Origin of the sequence: Streptococcus halotolerans, assembly GCF_001598035.1 — a bacterium.
In the GTDB taxonomy this organism is placed as follows: Bacteria; Bacillota; Bacilli; order Lactobacillales; family Streptococcaceae; genus Streptococcus; species Streptococcus halotolerans.
Map to the genome: position 1 here is coordinate 333,646 of NZ_CP014835.1, position 25,813 is coordinate 359,458.

General features: G+C 38.5%; 21 protein-coding genes. 19 read left to right on the forward strand and 2 right to left on the reverse strand.

Features of this window, described 5'->3' with window-relative positions; genetic code table 11:
- Positions 1 to 17: 17 nt before the first annotated feature.
- Positions 18 to 578 (reverse strand): TetR/AcrR family transcriptional regulator, encoded by a 561-nt coding sequence (locus A2G56_RS01495; RefSeq protein WP_062708026.1) that lies wholly within the window; start codon positions 576 to 578, stop codon positions 18 to 20.
- 1,229 nt (positions 579 to 1,807) lie between these two features.
- On the opposite strand from A2G56_RS01495, the gene gdhA reads away from it, so the two are divergent.
- The 8 genes from gdhA (at position 1,808) to A2G56_RS01535 (ending at position 11,028) form a co-directional block, all read left to right on the forward strand.
- Positions 1,808 to 3,157: an NADP-specific glutamate dehydrogenase gene (gdhA, locus tag A2G56_RS01500; RefSeq protein ID WP_062708029.1), complete on the forward strand. Its 1,350-nt coding sequence runs from the start codon at positions 1,808 to 1,810 to the stop codon at positions 3,155 to 3,157.
- Positions 3,158 to 3,869: 712 nt separating this feature from the next.
- Positions 3,870 to 4,280 carry a peptide deformylase gene (locus A2G56_RS01505; protein ID WP_062708032.1) on the forward strand — a complete coding sequence of 137 codons (411 nt, stop codon included), beginning with the start codon at positions 3,870 to 3,872 and terminating at the stop codon, positions 4,278 to 4,280.
- Between the two features lie 84 nt (positions 4,281 to 4,364).
- A complete protein-coding gene (locus tag A2G56_RS01510) occupies positions 4,365 to 4,919 on the forward strand; it encodes an NADPH-dependent FMN reductase (RefSeq protein WP_062708034.1) in 555 nt (184 codons plus the stop codon).
- A gap of 254 nt (positions 4,920 to 5,173) precedes the next feature.
- The gene (locus A2G56_RS01515; RefSeq protein ID WP_062708037.1) at positions 5,174 to 6,379 is read left to right on the forward strand and encodes a quaternary amine ABC transporter ATP-binding protein; all 1,206 of its coding nucleotides are present in this window, start codon (positions 5,174 to 5,176) and stop codon (positions 6,377 to 6,379) included.
- Between the two features lie 18 nt (positions 6,380 to 6,397).
- Positions 6,398 to 8,119: an ABC transporter permease/substrate binding protein gene (locus A2G56_RS01520; RefSeq protein ID WP_062708040.1), complete on the forward strand. Its 1,722-nt coding sequence runs from the start codon at positions 6,398 to 6,400 to the stop codon at positions 8,117 to 8,119.
- 359 nt (positions 8,120 to 8,478) lie between these two features.
- Entirely contained in the window at positions 8,479 to 9,111 is a 633-nt protein-coding gene (locus A2G56_RS01525) for a GTP pyrophosphokinase (RefSeq protein ID WP_062708044.1), read from the forward strand.
- Complete coding sequence (locus A2G56_RS01530) at positions 9,108 to 9,800, forward strand: response regulator transcription factor (RefSeq protein WP_062708047.1); 693 nt, start codon at positions 9,108 to 9,110, stop codon at positions 9,798 to 9,800. Before A2G56_RS01525 ends, A2G56_RS01530 begins: the two co-directional genes overlap by 4 nt.
- A complete protein-coding gene (locus A2G56_RS01535; protein WP_062708050.1) occupies positions 9,793 to 11,028 on the forward strand; it encodes a sensor histidine kinase in 1,236 nt (411 codons plus the stop codon). Before A2G56_RS01530 ends, A2G56_RS01535 begins: the two co-directional genes overlap by 8 nt.
- Positions 11,029 to 11,037: 9 nt before the next feature.
- Here A2G56_RS01535 and A2G56_RS01540 read toward each other — a convergent pair whose 3' ends face one another.
- A complete protein-coding gene (locus A2G56_RS01540) occupies positions 11,038 to 11,931 on the reverse strand; it encodes a LysR family transcriptional regulator (RefSeq protein ID WP_062708053.1) in 894 nt (297 codons plus the stop codon).
- A 185-nt stretch (positions 11,932 to 12,116) separates the two neighbouring features.
- Between A2G56_RS01540 and A2G56_RS01545 the strand changes: the two genes are divergently transcribed.
- From A2G56_RS01545 to fni, 11 genes are all read left to right on the forward strand, one after another.
- Positions 12,117 to 12,803, forward strand: coding sequence for a gamma-glutamyl-gamma-aminobutyrate hydrolase family protein (locus A2G56_RS01545; RefSeq protein WP_062708056.1), 687 nt, complete (start codon positions 12,117 to 12,119; stop codon positions 12,801 to 12,803).
- 861 nt (positions 12,804 to 13,664) lie between these two features.
- Positions 13,665 to 14,360, forward strand: coding sequence for a polyphosphate polymerase domain-containing protein (locus tag A2G56_RS01550; protein ID WP_062708058.1), 696 nt, complete (start codon positions 13,665 to 13,667; stop codon positions 14,358 to 14,360).
- Positions 14,361 to 14,394: 34 nt separating this feature from the next.
- Positions 14,395 to 15,072 (forward strand): DUF4956 domain-containing protein, encoded by a 678-nt coding sequence (locus tag A2G56_RS01555; protein WP_062708061.1) that lies wholly within the window; start codon positions 14,395 to 14,397, stop codon positions 15,070 to 15,072.
- Positions 15,065 to 16,510: a CotH kinase family protein gene (locus tag A2G56_RS01560; RefSeq protein WP_062708064.1), complete on the forward strand. Its 1,446-nt coding sequence runs from the start codon at positions 15,065 to 15,067 to the stop codon at positions 16,508 to 16,510. Before A2G56_RS01555 ends, A2G56_RS01560 begins: the two co-directional genes overlap by 8 nt.
- Positions 16,511 to 16,516: 6 nt before the next feature.
- Entirely contained in the window at positions 16,517 to 18,658 is a 2,142-nt protein-coding gene (locus A2G56_RS01565; protein WP_062708066.1) for a hypothetical protein, read from the forward strand.
- Positions 18,659 to 18,825: 167 nt separating this feature from the next.
- Positions 18,826 to 20,256 carry a glycosyltransferase family 2 protein gene (locus tag A2G56_RS01570; RefSeq protein WP_062708068.1) on the forward strand — a complete coding sequence of 477 codons (1,431 nt, stop codon included), beginning with the start codon at positions 18,826 to 18,828 and terminating at the stop codon, positions 20,254 to 20,256.
- A 1,218-nt stretch (positions 20,257 to 21,474) separates the two neighbouring features.
- A complete protein-coding gene (gene mvk / locus A2G56_RS01575; protein ID WP_062708070.1) occupies positions 21,475 to 22,350 on the forward strand; it encodes a mevalonate kinase in 876 nt (291 codons plus the stop codon).
- Positions 22,332 to 23,264, forward strand: coding sequence for a diphosphomevalonate decarboxylase (mvaD, locus tag A2G56_RS01580; protein WP_062708072.1), 933 nt, complete (start codon positions 22,332 to 22,334; stop codon positions 23,262 to 23,264). The genes mvk and mvaD overlap by 19 nt, the downstream gene beginning before the upstream one ends.
- 4 nt (positions 23,265 to 23,268) lie before the next feature.
- Positions 23,269 to 24,264, forward strand: coding sequence for a phosphomevalonate kinase (locus A2G56_RS01585; RefSeq protein ID WP_082785145.1), 996 nt, complete (start codon positions 23,269 to 23,271; stop codon positions 24,262 to 24,264).
- Between the two features lie 2 nt (positions 24,265 to 24,266).
- Positions 24,267 to 24,815: a GNAT family N-acetyltransferase gene (locus tag A2G56_RS01590; RefSeq protein WP_062708077.1), complete on the forward strand. Its 549-nt coding sequence runs from the start codon at positions 24,267 to 24,269 to the stop codon at positions 24,813 to 24,815.
- The gene (gene fni, locus A2G56_RS01595; RefSeq protein ID WP_062708078.1) at positions 24,799 to 25,809 is read left to right on the forward strand and encodes a type 2 isopentenyl-diphosphate Delta-isomerase; all 1,011 of its coding nucleotides are present in this window, start codon (positions 24,799 to 24,801) and stop codon (positions 25,807 to 25,809) included. Before A2G56_RS01590 ends, fni begins: the two co-directional genes overlap by 17 nt.
- Positions 25,810 to 25,813 lie beyond the last annotated feature (4 nt).

The window sequence follows — 25,813 nt, forward strand, 5'->3', positions numbered from 1 at the left end:
AGATTCTGAGTGTGAGCTCAGAAGCTTGTTAAGTTTTGTACAGCTGTTTTAAGAATAGCAGTCACCTCACTTGGTGTTTCTTTAAAGTCATTTTTAACCCAAACGAATATGATGGTTTTGATTGTCATCACATAGATGGAAAGAAGGTATTTTTCAGAAAAATGATAACCTTCTTTTAGTTTGGCGTTTAGATGGTCTATACTAGAGTGCTTAGGATCGGTCATCTTTGTAATGTAGTTAGTAACAATCTGATCAATATTGGGGTAGTATAGAACTAAAGCTCTGGTGTAGTTGCTATGCTCTTTCAAAAATGTTAACGCGTCAACAACAACCTGATCTGGGTAGGCCAAGTCCTGGTTTAAAATGAGGGTGATGTGATCTATATACGCTGATAGACAAAAATCAATCAAGCTTTCTTTGCTGTCAAAATAATTATAGAAGGTTGTTCGACTAACGCCTGATACGTTTAAAATATCAATGATACGAATATCGGCTGGTGATTTCTCATCCAAGAGCTTGATAAAAGCATCAATAAGATAACGTTGAGATTTTGTTAGGGTTTGATGCGGAGATGTCATAATATTACCTGCCTTTTTCGGTGATCGGTTAAAATATCTAAACTATTATAACACTGAAATCTAAAAAAAGTATTAAATGACTTACTGGAAGATGTTTTTGAGCTATTATTACGGGAAAATGCAAGTAGTCGCATGAGGCTCTGACTATCGTTGTCATAGATCATCAGTTGTAGGATTTCTAAAAGGTAGGCTTAAATAGGGACAGCTTTATGAATGTTTTCTGCCATGTCTGGACTGGGCTCTACAAAATTAGAGCTTACCCATTTGTAGATAAGAATCTTAACTGTTACTATATACACATCAGATGCGAATTTTCAGGAACGCGATGCCCAACCTCTAATTGTTTGCCAAGAACAACGCTATCAGAATGTTTGTATAACAGCGGTGACCTTATTGTCAAAATCAGAGTGATGCTCTTTTCAGATCTGACAGTAGGAACTGTTTTTTCGATATCATCTAACAACTTGGATAAAATAGGTATATTAAACAATTAATTCTTATCTAAAATATATCATTGATAGCAATTATCAGACAGGGCGGTTTTAGAGCAATTAAGCTACTGAAATGATTATAAAAGTGGCACAGCTCGTGTTAGCGGACTGCGCAACATGAGTGTTACTGATGTTAGTCAGCTTTTTTCGTTCTAGAGCGAGGTGTATGCTCAAATGATGTTTCTTTTAGCAGAATTCATAACTATCTCAACATCAACTAACTTTTCTCATTTCTAATTTTTAAATCGATTATCATTGATTTCGGAATAATAACCAAATGATGCTGTGTTTCTTCTTTAATCATTTGGCATTTACGATCATTAAGGACCACTGGTTTGGTAATAAGATTTCAGTCAGTGTGATAGGATTTGCAATAGGTTAAGACCTTACTGAAAAGGACACAAAAGATTCTCGTAACTCATATAAGAGATAGCAATAAACGCTAAGGATAAAAAGGATTTGAGACACTGGTAGGATGTCGAGTCGTTTTGGAACGACTGTTCTAGACATGAAAGTGAGATTTCGACGTTCAGCACACGATGAGCGATTTTAGGTTAGTTTATTGAGAAATGAGTGTTCTGTATCAATGATTAGTGGCTTGTCTGGTGTCAGGTCAGTTTGTCTAAGCTAAAATCCGAAAAATAAGTCAAAATAAGAGGTAAAAACTTGACAGCAAAATTCTGAAAAATTTATACTATGTTAAGTGAACTAAAATTTAGATCTCGAGAGGAAATCATTATGGTATCAGGAAAAGAATACGTTACTAACGTTTTTGAAAAAGTAAAAGAGCAAAACGCTCATGAAGAAGAGTTTCTACAAGCTGTTGAAGAAGTGTTTCAATCACTCGTCCCTGTTTTTGACAAGTATCCCAAATACATCGAAGAAAATCTCCTCGAGCGCTTGGTCGAACCTGAGCGTATTGTTTCTTTCCGCGTGCCTTGGGTTGACGACAAAGGTCAGGTACAGGTTAACCGCGGGTACCGTGTGCAATTCTCATCTGCTATTGGACCGTATAAAGGTGGCCTTCGTTTCCACCCATCGGTTAATCAATCCATCATTAAATTCCTTGGCTTTGAACAAATTTTTAAGAATTCATTGACTGGTCAGCCTATTGGCGGTGGTAAAGGTGGGTCAAACTTCGACCCTAAAGGAAAGTCTGACCTAGAGGTGATGCGCTTTACACAAAGCTTTATGACAGAGTTGCAAAAACATGTCGGACCAGATAGTGATGTTCCAGCTGGGGATATTGGTGTTGGAGCTCGTGAGATTGGCTACATGTTCGGTCAATACAAACGCCTCAAGGGGTATGAAAATGGTGTCTTGACTGGTAAAGGACTGACTTACGGTGGCTCTCTGGCTCGTACTGAAGCAACTGGTTATGGAACAGTTTACTTTGCTGAACAGATGCTTAAAGCCCGTGGAGAAGACTTGAGTGGCAAAACGGCTATTGTTTCAGGCTCAGGGAACGTGGCTATTTATGCTACTGAAAAACTACACGAGCTTGGTGCAAAAGTGATTGCAGTGTCAGACTCATCAGGTTATGTATACCATGGTGATGGTATTGATCTTGACCTTTTGAAAGAACTGAAAGAAGTTAAACGTGCCCGCATCAGTGACTACGTGGAAACATACTCAGACGCTGTCTTCACACCAGCAGATGAAAACTCTATCTGGACCTTGAAAGCTGACCTTGCCTTTCCATGTGCAACTCAAAATGAGCTTGATGAAGAAGATGCTAAAGCCTTAGTTGCCAACGGTGTCAAGGCTGTCGCTGAAGGAGCCAATATGCCATCAACACTTAAAGCTATTAACGTCTTCCATGAAGCAGGTGTCGCCTTTGGACCAGCCAAGGCTGCCAATGCTGGTGGTGTTGCCGTTTCAGCACTTGAAATGTCTCAAAATAGTCAGCGTACTTCTTGGTCATTTGAAGAAGTTGATGAAAAACTCAAAGGGATTATGACAGATATCTACAATCAATCAGCTTCAGCTGCGAAAGAATTTGGTGCTGAAGGCAACCTTGTTGTCGGATCGAACATTGCAGGTTTTCTAAAAGTAGCCGAAGCGATGTCTGCCCAAGGCATTGTATAAGACAGATTAATCCTAGAAGCGGTTGGAAACGTCCAGCCGTTTTTTTAAGGACGACGAGCATGTTGCACAACTGGGGTGAAAGTGCTCTTTGGGCACTCACTACCGATAAATCTGATAGTGACTTCCAAGCTTGACTAGAATGAGGTAGCGGCCTAAATCAGTCTGAGGATAGATTGTTTTAAGGTTGAGGCTAGAAACTAAAACCCTCATCAGGGAAGCTTCTTACAATTGGTGATCAGTACAATCATGAGAGTGGTAACCTCATATAGGCGTTCTAATTTGGAAATTTCTACTGTTATCAGTGTGATGGTTGAAGTTCCCAGAGATGTAAGCATTGTTTTGACGATGACAGAGACTAGGGCAAGGGAAGGCTTGCTAGCCTCATCAAACCGTAGACGATGAGGGAGATGGCTTTGGGTAAAAGCAGCTGTATTGTCCAAGCCTAGCTAAAATCTCCCTTAGATTAAAAGGATATTGCTAACGCTAACCGATGATGATTTTGACAATTACGTGATTAAATTGATGTGCCTATCAAAACTAATCTAAGTTATTTTTAGAAACTCTTACAAGATAATAGCAAATCAATCAAGTAAGGATAGCTAAACTTGCTTAACTTTATGGATTTGACATAGCATGGAAAGCTTGAGATGAAAGGTCTTAAGCTTTTTGGTATAATGCCTAATAGTGAATGCTACTATAAATAGGAGTTATTATGATTAAAACTATCGTCAAAGACATTTTTTTCTTGGGACAAAAGTCACAGAGAGCGAGTAAAGAAGACCTCTATATTGGTCAGGATCTAGAAGACACACTCAACTATCATCGTGAGACCTGTCTTGGCCTAGCGGCCAATATGATTGGCTATCAAAAGCGTGTGATTATCATTAGTCTGGGATTTGTAGAACTGGTTATGTTCAATCCTGAGATTGTCGCCAAAAGTGAGCCTTTTAATACGGAAGAATCTTGCCTTTCTTTAACAGGATCTCGCCCGACTAAACGCTATCGTCAGATAAGCGTGACTTATCGCGACAGCAATTGGATGACAAAAACCATTACGCTCAAAGACTTGCCTGCACAAATCTGTCAGCATGAATTGGACCATCTGGAAGGGATTATCATCTAATCGACAAGTAACCAAACAAATAGCTTGAAGAAATTTAGGCAAAAAGTTACTATTCATTAGTAGTAAAAATCCGGAGGTTATGAATTGCTTAAACGTATTGGTATCATTGTGGGAAGTGTTCGCGAAAAATCCTATTCTAAGTCTCTTGCTAAGGCTATATCAAGCTTCTTTCCTGAAACAATAGAGATGACCATTATCCGCATCGACGATTTGCCTCTTTTTAATCCTGATTTAGATCAAGATGTGGCTCTGAGACCAGACAGTTATGAGCGGTTTAGAAGAGAAGTGAAGGCCCAAGATGCCCTGATTGTGATTAGTCCAGAGTATAATCGTACCATTCCTGCAGCTCTAAAAAATGCTATTGAAGTTGGCTCTCGTCCAATGACTGACATTGCTTTCAATGGTAAGCCAACATTGGTTATCACGCAATCTGCAGGTAGCATGGGAGGCTTCGGGGCCAATCATCATATCAGACAGGCACTTGTTTTTTTGAATGCTATTGCCATGCCTCAACCAGAAGTGTATCTATCAGAAATTCATCACTTGATTGATAAGGAAGGGACTATTTTAAAAGCAGATACAGAGCAATTTTTACGAATGGTTGTTAAGAACTTTCTTGGGTTTGCGACATTATTTTGAAATGAGAAATAGTAAAAACAATAAGAAGCCTGAACCGATCAATCATCGAAGTTATTAAAAGAACAAACAAAAATCACCTTTTTGGGTGATTTTTGTTGCTTTTAAGGAACGATTTGTCTTTTTTATTATGGATTTTACAGAAAAACAGTAAACTTCTCATTTGACATAGTGACCACTTTATTATATTATATGGTGGTAACTTAGTGACGATATCATTCGTAAGACGATATGGTCACTAAAGAGAGGAGAATAATGTGACATTACTCGAAGTCAAAAATCTAACCAAAGTATTTGGTAAAAAACAAAAAGCGGCGCTTGAGATGGTCAAAGAAGGCAAGTCAAAAACTGACATTTTAGAAAAAACAGGCGCTACTGTCGGTGTCTATGATGCTAGTTTCGATATCAAAGAAGGTGAAATCTTTGTTATCATGGGTCTTTCAGGATCTGGTAAATCAACGCTGGTTCGCATGCTTAACCGTTTGATTGAACCATCGTCAGGTAATATTTTACTTGACGGCAAGGACATTTCTAAGATGAACGCAGAAGAACTGCGAAACGTTCGCCGTCACGATATTAACATGGTTTTCCAAAGCTTTGCCTTATTCCCACACAAGACGATCTTGGAAAATACAGAGTTTGGACTAGAGCTTCGTGGTGTTTCCAAAGAGGAAAGAACACAAGCAGCTGAAAAAGCTCTTGATAATGCAGGTCTCTTAGCCTTTAAAGACCAATATCCTAACCAATTATCAGGTGGTATGCAGCAGCGTGTTGGTCTAGCGCGTGCCTTGGCTAATAAGCCTAAAATCCTTTTGATGGACGAGGCTTTTTCAGCCCTTGACCCATTGATTCGTCGTGAAATGCAAGATGAACTCTTGGATTTGCAAGATGCTAGCAAGCAGACGATTATTTTCATCAGTCACGACTTGAATGAGGCGCTTCGCATTGGTGACCGTATTGCCCTTATGAAAGATGGTCAAATTATGCAAATCGGTACAGGTGAGGAAATTCTTACCAACCCAGCCAATGATTTTGTCCGTGAATTCGTTGAAGATGTTGATAGATCAAAAGTCTTAACAGCACAAAATATCATGATTAAACCAATCACAACAACACTAGAATTAGATGGTCCCCAAGTAGCACTGATGCGTATGCATACTGAGGAAGTATCTATGCTAATGGCAACCAATCGTCGTCGAGAGTTGATTGGAGCCGTGACTGCTGATGCAGCGCTGGAAGCTCGTAAAAAGGGCTTGCCACTGTCAGAAGTTGTTGATCGTGAAGTTCTAACGGTTTCTAAAGATACTGTTATCACGGACATTATGCCTCTTATCTATGATTCATCTGCACCGATTGCCGTGACCGATGACAATAACAAACTGATTGGAGTTGTTATTCGAGGACGTGTGATCGAAGCCTTGGCAAATGTCCAAGACGATGCAGAAGAAACAGTTGAGAAATAAAGAAAGAGGTAGTCTAGTTTGGATATTTTACAAAAACAATTACCAGTTGCTCAGCTGGTAGAAGCATTTACTGAGTGGATTACAAAGACCTTCTCAGGGCTCTTTGATTTGCTACAAAGTATTGGTAGTACTCTTATGGATTTTGTTACCAATACCTTACTATTTATTAACCCGCTATTATTTATCGTTTTAGCGACAGTGGCTGTTTTCTTCTTGGCTAAGAAGAAATGGCAAATTCCAACTCTAACTTTCCTTGGGTTCTTGTTTATCTATAATCAAGGACTCTGGGAAGAATTGCTCAATACCTTTACCCTGGTACTTGTGGCAAGTCTTATTTCGATAGTTATTGGTGTTCCATTAGGGATATGGATGGCTAAAAGCAATACTGTTAAGAACATTGTTAACCCAATTCTTGACTTTATGCAGACCATGCCGGCCTTCGTTTATTTGATTCCAGCCGTAGCCTTCTTTGGTATTGGTATGGTACCTGGTGTTTTCGCCTCCGTTATTTTCGCCTTACCGCCAACGGTTCGTTTTACTAACTTGGCTATTCGCGAAATTTCAACTGAATTGATCGAAGCATCAGATTCATTTGGGTCAACACCATCACAAAAACTCTTTAAGGTAGAGTTGCCACTGGCTAAAAATACCATTATGGCAGGTGTTAACCAAACCATGATGCTTGCACTTTCTATGGTGGTAACAGGTTCGATGATCGGGGCTCCTGGTCTTGGACGTGAAGTATTGTCCGCCCTACAAAAAGCTGATGTTGGTAACGGTTTTGTGTCAGGGATTTCCTTGGTAATCCTGGCTATCATCCTTGACCGTGTGACACAAGCTTTTAATGCAAAGTCAGAGGGTGGTAAGTCAAAATCAGCTGTCAATAAATGGGTAGGTATCGCAGCCTTAGTGGTCTTCTTTGGGGCAGCACTAGGACGTGTATTTGTTAATATGAACTCTGATAAATCTGGTAAAGGCGAAACCGTTCGTATTTCTTACGTACAGTGGGATTCAGAAGTAGCCTCAACCAATGTTATTGCAACAGTCTTAGAAGACCAAGGCTACAAAGTTGATATGACACCGCTTGATAATGCGGTTAACTGGCAAACCATTGCTAACTCAGATGCAGACTTTTCAACCAGTGCTTGGTTACCAGTTACACACGGTAATCAGTATAAAAAATATAAAGATAAACTGGATGATTTAGGACCTAACCTAAAAGGAACTAAATTAGGCTTGGTTGTTCCAGCTTATATGGAGGCTAACAGCATTGAAGAATTATCTGATCAGGCTGGTAAGAGAATTACCGGTATTGAACCTGGTGCAGGTATCATGAATGCTGCTGAAAATGCTCAAAAAGATTACAGTAACCTTTCTAGCTGGGAGTTAACATCTGCGTCAACGGGTGCTATGACATCTTCATTGGAAAAAGCGATTAAGTCTAAGGATGAGATCGTCATTACTGGATGGTCACCACACTGGATGTTTTCAAAATATGATTTGAAATATCTGGAAGATCCTAAAGGTTCATTTGGTGCTGAAGAAAACATCAACACCATTGCACGTAAAGGATTGAAAAAAGATATGCCTGATGTCTACAAAATTGTTGACAATTTTAACTGGACAACAGAAGATATGGAAGCAGTTATGCTTGACATGAATGACGGCATGTCTCCAGAAAAAGCAGCTCGTAAATGGGTTGATGCTAATCAAGATAAAGTTAAAAAATGGTTACCATAAGCCTTAAAGAATCCTAAAGAAGTCGATGAATCGGCTTCTTTTTTCGTTTTTTAAAAGTGTAAAATGGTATAATAAAAAGCATATCATCCTGAATCATAGGAGTGATTCTCCGAGTGATGTGATGTCATGATGTTGAATCGTTCATTGGATTCAAACCTTGTAGCTAGTGGAAAAGTTATTGACCCATACGACTACTTAACGGTCAAAAACCGTTGGCGCAACGGATCTGTTTTAAACCATTGGACAGAACTTATGTCCAAAAGGTGTTAACGTATAAGAACCGTTTCATCTAAATGGAGTCGCTATGATAAGACTTACCCAGTACCCCTAGTATTACTATTGAAGAAGAGTGAGAAAACATGTCTATTTATGGTCCATATGCCCAATACCTTCCCTTTATCCTTGATGATTTAGAACAGCGCATTCTAACAGCTAATCAGACGATCAAGGCAGCGACTGGTTTTAAATTATATGAACATCTTCATTCGCGAATTAAGACAGTGGAATCCATGCAGGAAAAGTTGGTTAGAAAAGGTTATGCCCAAACCCCGCAGTCTGCCTTGAAAAAAGTTCGAGATAGTATTGGTTTTCGAATCGTCTGTGCTTTTGTCGATGATATTTATCAGACGATCGAAGTGTTACGTGAGATGGATGATATTACTATCGTCGCAGAAAAAGATTATATTCAAAATGCAAAGCCAAATGGTTATCGATCCTATCATCTTATTCTTGAGATGGCAACCTCTTACCCTGATTGTGAAGGAAATGAGCAGGGACGCTATTATATTGAAATTCAACTAAGAACCATTGCCATGGATTCTTGGGCGAGCCTGGAGCATCAAATGAAGTACAAACGGACGGTCAAGCATCAGGAGATGATTACAAGAGAACTAAAGCGTTGTGCTGATGAGTTGGCTTCTTGTGATTTGACCATGCAGACCATTCGGGATTTGATTCAGATGGATAATCAACATAAGGAGTCGTCACTATGAAAATCTTATTAGCAGAAGATGAGCTACAAATGTCGCGTGTTTTGAGCGTTGCCCTTTCACGTGAAGGGTATGATTTAGACGTTGTTCATGATGGACAAGCAGCTGTTGAGATGGCTGCTCAAAATGCTTACGATGTGATGGTATTAGATATCATGATGCCAATAAAAACAGGTATTGATGCCCTCAAAGAAATCCGAGCTACTGGCGATGAGAGTCATGTCATTATGCTAACAGCTATGGCAGAAGTTGATGACCGCGTGACCGGCCTTGACTCGGGGGCAGATGATTATTTGACCAAGCCTTTTTCCTTGAAGGAATTGCTGGCTCGTTTACGCTCAATGGAGCGTCGTCTTGAGAAGATGTCGCCAAATATCATCGCAGTGGGTTCAGTAAAGCTCAATCTAGGAGAGCAAGAACTCTCTGCCGGAAATAGCATCCGATTATCGGGAAAAGAAGCTAAGATGATGGCTTATTTTATGCGACATCAAGGCAAAGAGCTAGCAGCAGATGACATTTTTACCCATATTTGGACCAAGGAGGAAAGAGACGAAGTTGACCCAAGCTACGTTTTTGTTTATGTTTCTTATTTGAGGCAGAAATTACAAGCAATAAAGGCGGATATAACAATATCAGATGCTGATGATGGGCAGTTTGTTTTGGAGCAAGTGGAAGGAGACCGTGATGTTTAAACGCTTGCGTATTCGTTTTATCCTCGTTGCCTCCTTAGCTATTTCCATATTGATGGCAACCATTCTTGGTATCACGACTTCTATCCGCTATTTTCAAACACAAGGTGAAATTTCGTCAGTCTTAGAAGTCTTATCTGAAAATAAAGGAAGCTTTCCTAGTTTGGATGAAACGGAGAAAAGGTTGGGACAGCCCACCAGTAAAGACACACTTAGCAAATATCGTTTTGTGAGTGCCAGGATTGCCAGTGATGGGACAGTGTATGATCTTAATACCAGTAATATCTCTGAATTATCATCTGAAGAAGCCATTGCCTATGCTGAAAATTTAGCTAAAAGTGGACATGAAACTGGCCGCTTTTCGGATGGCTTGCGTTATTATGCCTACCAAGTAAATCACTTAAAGAATAAGGAAACCTTTGTTGTCCTATTAGATACGACCGTCATTCTAGCAGAGTATCAAGCTCTCTTGAAAATCTCGATTTGGTTGGGGCTTGGGGGCATTCTTTTCTTTACAGTGATTATTAGTGTCTTATCCAAAAAGATCATTGAGCCCTATGTTCGGAATTATGAGAAACAAAAACGATTCATTACAAATGCTGGGCATGAGTTAAAGACACCATTGGCTATTATTTCTGCCAATAATGAACTGGTTGAATTGATGAACGGTGAATCTGAATGGACGCAGAGTACGACCGTTCAAGTTCGGCGTCTTACAGACTTGATTAATCAGATGGTAACGTTAGCTAGACTCGAAGAACAAGAGGAAGTGGTATTACATGATTTAGACTTTTCAGTGGTTGCTGAAGACGCTGCAGAAGATTTCAAAGGTCCTGTTATAAAGGATGGCAAAACCTTCCGAATGGACATTACACCGGGTATCCATGTCAAGGCAGAAGAAAAGTCACTATTTGAGTTAGTGACCATTTTGGTGGATAATGCTAATAAGTATTGCGATCCAGGCGGTGAAGTGCGCGTATCCTTGAAACCAATAGGAACTGTTTCAAAAAAAGCTAAGCTCAGTATTTCCAATACCTATAAAGAAGGGAAAAACCTTGATTATAGTCGCTTCTTTGAGCGTTTTTACCGAGAAGATGAGTCACATAACAATGACCGACAGGCAGGATATGGCATTGGCTTATCAATGGCAGAAAGCATGGTTAATCTATTTCATGGTAAAATTTCTGCCCATTATAAGAATGATAACATTACCTTTACTGTTATCTTGTAAAATAGCTTATCATGCTAAGGTCAACTCTTCTTTAATATAACCAATAAAGGCTTCTACAATGTCAGAAGTCTTTTTTTTGTTAGAAATAACATAACCTAATGTATGAAGAGAGCTATCGGATAAAGGAATTAGTGTGATATGGTCCTTTACAAAGCCTGTCACAATTCCCAAACCAGAAGCGTAGGCTTGCGTAGCTAAAAGAATATTCATCAAACTGCCGCGATCATTGGCATAGATCACTTTTTGACCATCTTCAATTGCCAAGGGATCTTCATCAAAGGTCATACCAGAATCATCTTGACTAAAGCGAATTTGAGCATACCCTTGCAAGTCAGATATGGTCAGTTCCTCTTTCTTAGCTAAGGGATGATTTTTGCTCAAAAAAATTTTTGTTTGAAAGTCTCCCAGTGGAATGAAAGAGAGGTCTTTTTGCTTGAGACTCCTTTCTAATGTGACTTTGTTACTATCATCGAGGTAAATAATCCCCAAGTCACTTTGAAACGAAGCAACACTATCAATAATAGCTTTTGTAGTGGTTTCAACGAGTTGAAATTCTTGATAAGAAGCAGAAAACTGCTCTGAAATAGTTGCCAAAGGTTGGGATAGAAAGTCATAGTGGTGACTAGCAACCACAAAGCTTTTCTTAAAGTCTTCTTGATAGCGATTTTGGAGCAAGTCCAATTCGCCAATAATCCGCTTGGCATATTTAATAAAGTCAAACCCATCTTCAGTCAATCGCGCCCCCGTATTGGAACGGATAAAGAGCTGAACCCCAAGTTCATCTTCTAATTGATGGATTGATGCCGAAAGGTTAGGTTGACTAACAAATAATCTTTTAGCAGCCTCACTAAAAGAGCCAGCTTCTGCAATTGTGACAACGTAACGACATTGTTGAAAATTCATGGGACCTCCAGAAACATGTATTAGGACTATTATAACAGAAGGTTGCTTGGTATTTTTAACAATCTGATAGTGACTTTTAGGATGGCTATAAGTTTTTCTTATACCCATCCATCAAAAATATAGATTGGTCAAGATAAGACTAACGTGTTAAGATAGTAACATCAAAAAAAGAGAGGTAGCATGTCATGGGGAAACCAATCATAGGGATTACAAGCACTGAAACAAAGGTATCACCTGACGGCTTGATGGTTCACAGCTCAGTGTCTCGACACTTTGCGCGTGCAGTCATTAAAGCTGGTGGGGTACCAATCCACATACCTGTTTGTAGTCCAGACATGGCTGAATCTTATGTTTCAATGATTGATCGTTTGATTTTATCAGGCGGTCAAGATGTTCAACCTTCTCTTTATCATCATGAAAATGACATTGATACTGGCCTTTATTTTCCAGAGCGAGATGATTTTGAAGTTGCTCTTGTCCAAGAAACCATTCGTCAGAAAAAGCCAATCATGGGGGTTTGTCGTGGGATTCAACTTTATAACACGGTACAAGGTGGTAGCTTGAATCTCGATATTAAGGGGCATCAATACGAGAATCCTGAAGTTCTTGTCCATGGTATTTCCGTTGAAAAAGGAAATGCACTTCACGATATTTTTGGAAACAAAGGTGCAGTCAATTCTCTACACCATCAAAGTATCAAAGATTTGGCACAAGGTTTGGAAGTTCTAGCGCGTGATAGCAAGGATGAAACCATAGAGGCTGTCCAGTCAAAAGATAAACGCAGCTTTCTTGGAGTCCAATGGCATCCAGAATACCTTTTGGACATCAATCCTAAAAGTCAAAACTTGTTTAATTATTTCATCAGTTTATAAACTGTCTCGTCAATGGCAATAGTAAGCAAGATTCCCAATAATGATATATAAAAAGTTCCGAAGTAAAATCTGATACTTCGGAACTTTTTGTATTTTAGAAATAATCCATCACAAATCATTTGTCATTCTCCTATCACGAGCTATCTCCCATGATTTTCACACTACCGTATACTGTCAGTAGCAAATCAAACGAAGGGCATAGTCACGTTACAACCTATTCTTTGTTAGAGGTTGTACAATCTCAACCTTTTAGAAAGAAAACGAGACATAAGCCGCTGATGATTTGCTGTAAGTTTTTTGATCAGAACAGTGAGTGAGTCTATGCCTTGCCTGGTTCTTGTTTTCCCAAGAATCCCTAAACTATTTAGACTAAGGGGGATAGAGTAATACCTGACTAGAATAGTAATAGTCTGTTTATAGGGGATGGATGAAATCGAAAGAAACATCAAACTCTCTGCGTTTATAGGAAAAATTAGCATATTTTTATCAAATGTTCATGAGACGATTAACCTTTCTAAGGGTTAATCGTTTTTAGGTAACAGCTTAGAAGAAAATTGATGCATCAAGTAGATAGTTTGTTAAGATATATTTACAATTATCTTATACTATCAGTCATTGTTTTATCATTTGTTAGAAAATCAGAATATTGTTTTAGTTTATCATTTTTCCTATTTTATCAAGACAAATATGCTTATCATAGCTTGATGTTATCAGTTTTAACGTTATCGAAAATAATTTTGAATTTTGAGAACTGATTATTACAATTAAATATTGACACGTCAGATGGTTTCTGTTACAATCACCATAATCAATGAGAGACTAATGTTAAACTAATGATTAACTTGTGATTAGAGGTTGGAAATGAATGAAGTTTTGAGACAGGAAAAGAAGTATTTGATTACTATCGAAGATTATTATCGTTTGTCTGAACAGTTTTCACAATTGATGACTTTGGACTCGCATAGTTCTGGTGATGGTTATTGTATTCGATCCTTGTATTTTGATTCGTTAGAGGATGTGGATTGGCATGAAAAAGATGATGGTGTCGATTTACGACGCAAGATTCGCTTTCGTAATTACGGCAGCCATAGTCAATTTGCAAAATTAGAAATGAAGCAAAAGCAAGGAGCCAATCAAAAGAAGCGGTCGTTACGTCTGTCTAGAGAGGACGCACAAGAATTGATTAGGGGAAATCATTCAGTGTTGTTATCTTACCCAGATGATTTTGCGGCAGAATGCTACGCTCTGATGAGTATGAAGCTTTATAGGCCTAAAACTGTCATTGAATACCAGCGAAAAGCTTTTGTGGCCAAAGAAAATAATATTCGGATTACCTTCGATCACCATATCATTGGAACTGAGTCCTGTTACGATATTTTTTCAGAAAACTTGAATCAAAATTATCTGTTAAATCCTTATTTGGTGATTTTAGAAGTCAAGTACAATGGATTTCTTTTATCTTATATTAAAGAATTGTTGACTTCTATAGATGGGAGTGAGTTGTCAGCAAGTAAATACTGCATGGGTAGAGCTATCAGCAAGCATTACAGATTTTAAAATTAGTAGTTAGTGTTTAAGAGAGAGGATTAAAATGAAACAGTTATTGAGAGAGATTTTGGAGCAAAATGGCAATTTGACCTTCCAAGATATGTTATTGCATATTCTTGTAGCGGCTTTATTGAGTGGAGCCATCTATATTTCATATGCCTATACGCATAGTGGGACTTCTTATAGTAAAAAATTCAATGTTTCTTTAATGACGTTAACAGTTTTAACAGCAACAGTAATGACAGTTATTGGTAATAATGTAGCCCTATCTTTGGGGATGGTCGGTGCCTTGTCTGTTGTCCGTTTTAGAACGGCTATTAAGGATTCAAGAGATACGACTTATATCTTTTGGACAATAGTAGTTGGTATCTGTTGTGGTGTTGGAGATTATGTCGTTGCTTCTTTAGGGAGTGGTGTTATTTTTATCCTGTTATGGATTATGGGCAGGGTTAGAAATGAAAATCGACTGTTATTAATTGTACGTTGTGATCGATTACTTGAAGTCGATGTAGAAGGTATATTTTTCAGATATTTTGCCGGCAGAGCCATCCAACGAGTCAAAAATTCGACGGCTGATTCCATCGAAATGATTTTTGAGATATCAAAAAAGGATTATGATAAATACTACCAAGAAGATAACCAACTAACAGCAAAAGTTTACCAATTAGGGAATATTGATTATTTCAATATTGTTAGTCAAAGTGATGAAATTAATGGGTAGACTTATGAGAGGAAAAGTAATTTATGTAATGACACTTATGGGGCTTTTCTTATTTATCATTTTGGCGGTTGGGCTACCTAAACGTCATCATAAGAGGGTTCATCATCACCAATTGCCTTCCTATCCTACCAATAAAGGGGGAAAGGGACTCAAGAGTCATCTGCCTATCATCAGCATTGATACAAACCATCAGACCATTCCTCTTGTCATGAAAGAAGAAGGAGAATACTTTAAGGAAAAAGATAATGTCTTAGCAAAAGTGGAACTTCGTGACCAGCTTGATCGGTCTCATGATATCAACGAAAAGCCTAGAGTAACAGCAAAAGCATTAGTTACCTATCGAGGAAACTCTTCACGTTATTTCGATAAAAAGTCTTTGAAAATCAAGTTTGTGACAAAAAAATTAGATAAAAAAGAATATAAGATTGCCGGCATGTCTAAAGAATCTGAATGGGTTTTGCATGGTCCTTTCCTAGATAGGAGTCTCATTCGGAATTATCTTAGCTATAATATTGCTGGTGAAATCATGGACTATGCCCCCAATGTTCGTTATTGTGAATTAATTCTTAATAATACTTATCAAGGACTTTATCTTGCTGTTGAAAGTATTGAGCAGGGAAAAAAACGTGTTGATATTGAAAAGAGTGATAAAAGGTCTCATAAAACCGCTTATATTGTAGCTTGGGATAGAGAACATAAGGCCAAACAAAAACTTGATAATTATCTCCATTATAGCCATCAAGCTGGGGTTTCAGCGTTAGATGTTAAATATCCAGGCAAAAACCGATTGACACCAGGACAGTTAGACTTTATTAATAAAGATATTAGCCATATTGAAAAAATACTCTACTCCTATGATTTTAGTCAGTATCCTAAATACATAGATCGGAAATCATTTGCAGACTATTTTATCATTAATGAATTTTTTCGAAATGTAGATGCTGGGAAGTTTTCAACCTACCTATATAAAGACTTACGTGGAAAAGTTAAATTGGCAGTCTGGGACTTTAACAATGCTTTTGACAATCAAATTGAAAGCAAAGTTGATGAAGCTGATTTTACATTGACAGATGTCCCTTGGTTTTCAATGTTGGTCAAGGACCGAGAATTTGTTGATTTGGTTATTCAAAGGTATCATGAATTGAGGCAAGGCGTCTTGGCAACGGATCATTTAAACGCTTACATAGATGAAACGGTTTCTTTTTTAGATTCAGCTATTGATCGAAATAATGATAAGTGGGGCTATGTTTATCAACTCGAACATCCCGATTCAAGAAATTATTTACTGCCTTTGGATCGTAATGTGACGAGTTATGAGCAATCAGTTGATCAGTTAAAAACATTTATTAGGCGAAGAGGAAGATGGCTAGATAAGCATATTGAGACCTTGTACCAATACAGTGCCCCTTCTAAGAATGTCAATACTACTTTGGAGTAACTCATTATGAAAAGATATTTAAGTATTGTTGGTTTATTGACTATCGTGCTGAGTTTTAGCTATTATTTTTATTATTTTGATGGGAGCCTTTATCTGCCAAACGGACTTTTTGAAAAATCCATCAAAACTAATTTTCAAGTCAAAGGCAAGCATATTTGCCAGACACAATCTGGTCAGCCTTTTCAAGTCAAAGGTGTTGACTTGGAGTCTTCTCTTGCAGGTTATCATCAAAATGAGTTTCCAATTGACGAGGCCACCTATCGGAAATGGTTTCGGAAGATTACTGCTATGGGAGCCAATACCATTCGAGTGAAGATGCCGATGAATGTTGCCTTTTACGATGCTCTTTACCATCATAACCGAGAAGAAGATATTCCCCTTTATTTATTGCAGGGTTTCCGGATTGATTCCTATCGAAATAATGCTGCTATGACCGCTTTTGACAATCCTTACCGAGGTTATTTATTACGTGAAGCTAAGGGAGTTGTGGACATCATTCATGGTCGTAAACAGGTTTGGAATACGGATTTTGGTAGCAGCCATTACCATCACGATTTAAGCAAGTGGCTGCTTGGTTATATTGTTGGCGATGATTGGAACAGTGGAACGGTAGCTTATACTAATCACCAGCAAAAGCCCCAGCGCTTTAAGGGGAATTATTTTTCAACATCGTCCGATGCCAATTCATTTGAAACGGTGTTAGCCGAAGTGATGGAAGAAGTGATTCATTATGAGAGTAAAAAATATGGTTGGCAACACCTTATCAGTTTTTCAAACTCTCCTATGACAGATCCTTTTTTATACCATAAACGTTTTGCAGCTCAGGCCCCTAAATATGTGTCTCTCAATATCGAACATATTAAACCGAGTGCTCAGGTTAAGGCTGGTATATTCGCTTCTTATAAAGCTTTTGATTTTCATCCAGATTATAAAGATTATCTTCTTTTTCATCGAACGGGCGTCGATAATGACATTGTTAGACAGGTTAAAGCCTTATCCTTGGCTCAAGGATATGTCAGATTATTGACTGCCTTTCATAAAAAGCCTGTCCTTGTTACAGGTTTTGGTTATTCTACATCTAGAGGAGTCGATAAAGATCGAATTGATCAAACGGAACTGCCAATGACTGAAGAAGTACAAGGCAAACGCATTGTGGCTGATTATAAGTCCTTTATTGATTCTGGCACAGTGGGAGCTACTATTAATGCGTGGCAAGATGATTGGAATGCTAGAAGTTGGAATACTTCCTTTGCGACAGATAAACATAGCAATTTTCTTTGGGGAGATGTGCAAGTTTATAATCAGGGATATGGTCTTATGGGCTTTGAAAATGCACTGAAAACGCACCGTATTGATGGCAAAAAGGGGAAGAAAGAATGGCAAAAACCTCTCGGAAACCAAAAGAAAGGCCACCGCTTGTTTGTTGATAGCGATCAAACCTATCTTTATTTAGGATTAGAAGGTAGCTTTAGTGATAGTAATCAGGAACTTGTGATTCCGATAGATGTAACGCCAAACTCAGGTAGTCAAAAGGCAACTGGTATTTCGGCAAGCTTTGAAAAAAAGAGCGACTTTTTACTGTTGCTCAATCCTAAAGGTCAATCGCGATTGTTAGTTCAAGAAACTTATAATGCTACTAAAGCAAACTATTTAAAACAAATGAATGGTAAAGATTTTTACACCTATCCGCCTGAGAAAGATTCGAAGCAGTTTGATTTGGTTACGATGGTTTTACGTAATACAACTATTCTTGAAGATATCGAAAAAGCAGGAGCAGCTGAGAGGTACCTACCAACTTTCCCAACGGGACTCCTAAGAAAGGGAACGGATCACCATGGAGTTAAGATGCTTGATTCTCAAACAGATATTGTCTTTGGGGAAAAGTGGACTGAAATGCGGATTCCATGGCAACTGTTGAATTTTTCTAATCCGGCTACAAAACGCATTCACGATAATTATTTTCAGCATTATGGTGTCAAACAAATGGAAAGTAAAACGATTGCTCTGGGATGCGGATTAGCACAGTCACAAGAGACTATTAGTATGGCTGACTATCCGTTAGCCAATTGGGAAAGACCCAAAGTTAAAGCTTTTCTAAAAGCGTCATATTCTATTATTAAAAGAGAGTGGAATAAAAAAGGAGAGTAGTAATATGGTACATCGCGTTTTATATTTTTATATTATCATTTGTGTAGCGTTAATTATTTTTAATCTTAGTTATATTCTGAAGCAGCGTTTTATTCAGTTTCAAAGACCTCATTTCTTTGATCACTGGACAAAAAGACGGTAAACGCTAAGATGGAGGAGAAAGAAGCATGAAACTATTCTTTACTTTTTTGCAGATATCACAGCTCATTTTTTTAGTGCTGTTGATTGCTTATGCCAGTTTTTTAATAGTTTCTATCGTTATTGGAGGGGTCCATCTTTATGAAAAGCGAAAAAGTAAAGCCAATTTAGCGCATTGTTCGAGCGATATTGCGGTTTCTATTATAGTTCCAGCCTATAATGAGGCAATGACTATTATCAGTTCGATTGATTCTTTACTTCATCTTGATGATGACAACTATGAAATTATCGTGGTTGATGATGGTTCTATTGATCAAACGTCAGAGTTGTTAAAAGATCACTTCCAACTCTCTCTTCATCCAAAAGATATCAATCAACACATCCTGACTAAGCCCTGTAAAGCGGTCTATAAAGGAGAAGCCAATGGCATACAGCTTACCTTGATTAGTAAAGAAAATGGAGGTAAGGGAGATGCTTTAAATATGGGAATCAATGCTTCTTGTTATGACTATTTTGTGTGCTTGGATGCAGATTCAATGTTGCAGGCAGATTCTTTAACCCAAATTGTGAAAATAGTCCGTCAAGATCCAACAGTAGTGGCAGTAGGTGGCTTAGTCCAAGTTGCTCAAGGGGTTAAAATTGAAAAGGGACAAGTGGTCTCTTACCATCTTCCTTGGCATGTGATTCCTTGTGTTCAAGCGATTGAATATGATTCTTCATTTTTAGGAGCTCGTATTTTCCTAGATTATTTGAAAGCTAATTTGATTATTTCGGGTGCTTTTGGTCTTTTCAAAAAGGATGTGGTGAAAGCTGTCGGTGGATACGATACACAGACTCTTGGAGAAGATATGGAGTTGGTCATGAAACTACATTTTTTCTGTCGCAATAATCAGATTCCATATCGTATTTGTTATGAGACAGATGCGATTTGCTGGAGTCAGGCGCCAACTAGTTTAGGAGATTTAAGAAAGCAGAGACGGCGTTGGTTTTTAGGTCTTTATCAATGTTTGAAAAAATATAAAAGTATTTTTGTCAATTATCGTTTTGGGGCAGTTGGGTCTATTTCGTACATGTATTATATTTTATTTGAATTATTATCTCCTTTTTTTGAACTTTTTGGAATTGGAGTCGTTTTATTAGCCCTAATATTCCACCAACTCAATGTTCCCTTTTTCTTTTCTCTCATTTCGCTGTATATTTTTTATTGTATTTTAATTACTTTAACGGCTTTTTTGCATCGTATTTATTCTCAAAAACTAATGATTGGGATTATGGATATCGTCAAAGTTATTTATATAGCTATTTTTCGATATCTCGTGTTACACCCTATATTGACTTTAGTTAAAGTAGCTGGCATTATTGGCTATCGCGAGCATAAGAATGTTTGGGGGCAACTGAAACGCGAAATTCAGATGCAGGAATACGATCATTCACTTTCTCAGAGGAGTTCAAAACAATAGAAGGCATAGGATAGGTTTTTTAAAGGATTGTCATAAAAAACTTTATCTGTAAAAATATCCTTAAAATAGTCGCGCCCAAGGTATGAAGTAAGTATTGTTTGTAGACATCGAAAAACACCATCACAAAATCAATCAAAGTAGTAAACTTAAAGATAGGAACTACGATGATTGATTTTATTTTTTTATAGAAGATATGTAGGCATTTATGACGAACGATGTTGAAAAATTGGAAAGTCAGTTCCTATTAACTCTAGGAGTTATTCTATTAGCAACTGTCTTATATGTTTTTAGACAAGGGTAAATAAACTTTCAGCATTTTCCTCTTTGCAAGAGTTTTCGCCTTGGAAAGACTTTCTAGAAGGTAGGTTATCTATTTCCCAGCTTTCAAGCCATGCTGCTTAGCTGTTTCTAGTAAGCTCATGGTGACGCAGAGTCACCTCTAGTTCTTCGTTTCCATGTAGAAATATCTCAAATAATAGGTCAGCTGGCTGTTGCTTTCTAAGTCTCTATAAGTGAGGAGTAGTGGCGGTGTCAATAGCTTCTTTCACAAGAAAGGAGGACGGCATAATATCATAGAATGAAACAAGAATAAGGCAACAATACTTCAAGAAAAGTGCAGCAACGAAGCGATAGTTTGCTGAGGTATGTTACGAAAATCTGGTGAATGTATCATATAACATGATATCATCATGGTGTCGTCGTTATATGGTTTTTGTTTCATGTTATGATACTGACTAGAGTCTATGTGTTAGTTGGTGATCACTTTGTCAGAAAAGAACCGCAGTTAAGTGGATGATAGATTAGATCCTGGTTTTTGAATTGAATGCCATATGACATTATAAGAAGTGGTGAAGAGAGATAAATTTAGCAATAAGCTGGAGCTTCTTAGGGATGACTGGCTTTATTGTAGAAATGAGTCTTGCTAAGAACAAAAAGGGAACGCTGGTTAGTTAGGGAGATTTCGTTGGAGACGAGTCGAAATAGACTGAAGAACAAAGGGTTATTAAGTTCTTGTTGAGGTGTTTCAATAAAAATGGCTATTTGGAAATAGTCTGACAATAGTTAAAAAAGGACGTTACTCATTCATTTAAGTTGTTATTTTTAAATTGTGAAAAAATTTAGGGTACCGGAAGGGGTTCTTTGAAGTATAAGTCGCATTTTCTTTAAAAATACGGTAAAATAGTTCTGTTATAAAACGTCAAAAGAAAAGATAAAGTTATGAAATCTATTGGAATAGGTAAGTCACATAGTAAGATCATTTTGATGGGAGAACATTCTGTTGTCTATGGTTTTCCAGCTATTGCCTTGCCGCTCAAAAATATTGAAGTGACCTGTCAATTAACACCAGCTAAACAGTCGCTAAAAATGACCATTGCTGATCCTTTGGTTACGGCTATTTTTGCTGCTTTAGAGTATTTGGAAATCTCACATGCAAAAATAAAGTATGAGATTATCTCATCCGTTCCACAAAGACGTGGGATGGGGTCTTCAGCAGCGGTAGCAATTGCCGCTATTCGCTCTGTTTTTGATTACTATGAACGGGATTTGGACACTCAAACCTTAGAGATATTGGTTAATCAGGCAGAAATTATTGCTCACACTAATCCAAGCGGTCTTGACGCTAAGACCTGTTTAAGCGATAAGGCCATTAAATTCATTCGAAATATCGGATTTTCAACCCTAGAAGTTGATTTGGATGCCTATCTCGTCATTGCTGATACAGGCATTCATGGTCATACTAGAGAGGCAGTTGAAAAAGTTGAAAGCCAAGAGGAAAAAGCATTGCCATTATTACATGGACTCGGTCAGTTGGCCGATGCCTTTGAAGAAGCCCTTGCCGACAAAAACTTAGAACGTATGGGCTTGGCGATGAACCATGCCCACGATTTACTAGATGAATTAGGTGTGTCAAGTCCAGAATCTAACCATCTCGTGCAGATTGCTAGAGAAGGGAAAGCTCTGGGTGCCAAGATGTCAGGTGGGGGTCTAGGCGGTTGTATCATCGCTCTCGTCCATACCAATGAAGAAGCAGAGCAGCTATCTCAAGTATTAGAAAAAGAAGGAGCCGTTAACACATGGATCGAAAACCTGTAAAGGTCAAATCGTACGCCAATATTGCCATTATTAAATATTGGGGAAAAGCAGATGCTGACAGAATGATTCCTTCCACCAGCAGCATTTCGCTGACTTTGGAAAATATGTTCACTGAAACGCAATTAACACCTTTGGATAAGGCAAGTTCAGATGAATTTTATATCGGAGATGTCAAACAAGGAGCTGATGAACTTAATAAAATGAGTAAGGTCCTTGACCTCTTTCGTCAAGACCCGTCAGAGTTTGTCAAAATAGAGACTTGGAATAATATGCCAACAGCTGCAGGACTGTCATCAAGTTCCTCTGGTTTGTCAGCTCTTGTTAAAGCAGCTAATGACTACTTTGACGCTAATAAGTCACAAAGTGAGCTGGCTCAAATGGCTAAGTTTGCCTCTGGTTCTTCTTCACGCTCTTTCTTTGGCCCTTTAGCGGCTTGGGATAAAACGACTGGAGACATTTACCGCGTTGAGACTGACCTCAAACTTGGTATGATTATGCTAGTTTTGAACGACCAAAGAAAATCTATTTCAAGTCGTGAAGGCATGAAACGTGCTTCAGAAACGTCAGGTTACTTCTCAGAGTGGATCAGGCAGTCCGAGCAAGATTACAAGGATATGCTGACCTATCTAAAAGCTAATGACTTTGAAAAAGTTGGAGAATTAACAGAAGCTAATGCTCTCCGTATGCATGAAACGAACCATCAGGCCCAGCCAGCCTTTTCTTATCTAACTGACAAAACTCAGGAAGCTATGGACTTGGTCAGAAACTTACGTCAAGCTGGTGCGAAATGTTACTTTACCATGGATGCAGGACCAAATGTCAAAGTGCTTTGCCTAGAAAAAGATATGGAAGACTTGGCGGCTATCTTCCAAAAACATTATCAAGTGATTACTTCTCCAACAAAGGTGCTGTAAGATGATGAAAACCATCAGTGTTAAAACCGGAGGAAAGCTCTACCTTGCTGGAGAGTACGCCGTTTTGACTCCCGGAAAAACAGCTCTTATTAAAAACATCCCCCTTTACATGACAGCTCAGGTGAGTCAAGCGACTCACTTGCAGCTCAAGTCTGACATGTTTGATTATGCTGTGAATATGACAGCTGACAAAGGCTATGCTTTGATTCAAGAAAGCGTGCGTACGTTTGCTGCTTTCCTTGATAAGAAGGTGGAAGACTTAGTCCCCTTTGAATTGTCTATTTCAGGCAAGTTGGAAAAAGATGGTAAGAAGTTAGGAATCGGCTCGAGCGGGAGTGTCACGGTGCTCACCATTAAAGCGTTAGCAACTTTCTTTGACGTTCCCCTCAGTAAGGACCAGCTTTTCAAACTAGCTTCCTACACCTTGCTCAAGATGGGAGACAATGGTTCCATGGGAGATATCGCCTGTATTACCTACGACGACCTTGTCGCTTATACATCCTTTGAACGCAACGCCATTTCGTCTTTACTTTTAGAAAAATCCTTAAAAGAACTTTTGGCTATGGATTGGGGATACGAGATTGTCACTCTAAAGCCCAAGCTAACAGCTGATTTTTTAGTAGGGTGGACTGCTCAGCCAGCATTGTCTAGTCAGATGATTAAAGATCTCAAAAATCATATTTCAGCTAGTTTTCTAGAGCAGACACAAAAGCAAGTTTTATGTGCTAAAGCAGCTTTAATAAAAGGCGATAAAGACATTCTAAAAGAATCTTTAGAAACAGTTAGCGATCTACTAGCTTCACTTAGCCCAGCTATTTACACGGACAAATTATTGGCACTCAAAGAAGCTAGTCAAGATTTGGATGCTATCGCCAAGTCTTCAGGAGCAGGTGGTGGCGATTGTGGCATTGCCTTGTCTTTTAATCCTGAAAACACAGCCATCTTAAAAGAGTGCTGGAAAAAAGCTGGAATTGAGATTCTCTATCAAGAAAGTTGGTAAGCATGACAGACTTAGCATTGATTAAACCAAGTATAGACTATTTGGAAACCATTGCTGCCTATAAAAATGAATTTGCGCAAGCAAATGAGCATCTTTATGGTGGTGCGCATTTGGAAAATGATGTCGATTTAGGCGCTTGGATTGCCTACACTCAAGCCATCGAAACAGAAAGTGGCGTTAAAGAGGGACAGGCACCATCGTCAACCTTTCTTTGTGTGCGTCAAGCAGACCAAAAGATGGTTGGCATTTGTAATATCAGGCATCATCTGAAGCAAGATTCTTTAATTCATTTTGTTGGTCACATTGGTTACTCGATTTGTCCCAGTGAGCGGCGAAAAGGTTACGCCAAAGAACAATTAAAACTTGCTTTAAAGGAAGCCTACAAACTTGGCATCACAAAAGTTTTGGTGACTTGTGATGCGGATAATCTTGCTTCTGAAAAAACCATTTTAGCTAATGGTGGGGTTTATGACAATACCTATGTCGACCCAGACGATTATTCTCAAACCAAACGATTCTGGATAGAGGTAAACCATGGAGATAAACCGTAAAGACGATCATATAAAATATGCCTTAAAGTACCAATCGCCCTATAATAGTTTTGATGATATGGAGTTGATACACCGTTCTCTGCCAGATTATGATTTGGACGAGATTGATCTGTCCACTCAATTCTTGGGTATGGATTTTGACTTTCCTTTTTACATCAATGCTATGACTGGTGGTAGCCAGAGAGGGGCTGAAATCAATCGAAAATTAGCTCAGTTAGCAGAAGCAACTGGCATTATCATGGTGACGGGTTCCTATTCTGCCGCTTTAAAAGATCCAACGGATACTAGCTTTCAAGTAAAAAAACATCATCCCAATCTTACTCTAGCGACTAACATTGGGATTGATAAGGACTATAAACTTGGACTACGGGCTGTTGAAGAGATGGCGCCTGCATTTCTTCAAGTGCATGTTAATCTTATGCAGGAACTTCTTATGCCAGAAGGAGAGAGGCATTTTCGTTCCTGGAAGAAAAATCTTGCCGATTATGCTAAGCAGATGCCTGTCCCTGTCATGCTTAAGGAAGTGGGATTTGGACTGGATTTGAAAACCATGGAAACAGCTTATGATTTAGGATTTAGAGCTTTTGATATCTCTGGTAGAGGGGGGACCAGTTTTGCCTATATCGAGAATGAGCGTGGTGGTGATCGTTCATTTCTTAATGAATGGGGACAAACTACTGTACAAGCTCTTTTAAATGCCCAGCCCATGATGGCTAAAGCTGATGTTTTAGCCTCTGGTGGTGTTCGCCATCCATTAGATATGATCAAATGTCTTGTTCTTGGAGCCAAAGCAGTGGGCTTATCCAAAACAGTCCTAGAATTGGTCGAAACCAAACCAATAGAAGAAGCTATTGCTACGGTTAATGGCTGGAAAGATGATTTGCGCTTGATTATGTGTGCTCTAAACTGTCAAAAGGTATCGGACTTAAATAAGGTCGACTATATGCTTTACGGCAAATTGAATCACCTCAAAAAAGAGGATATCAAAAACTGAAGCT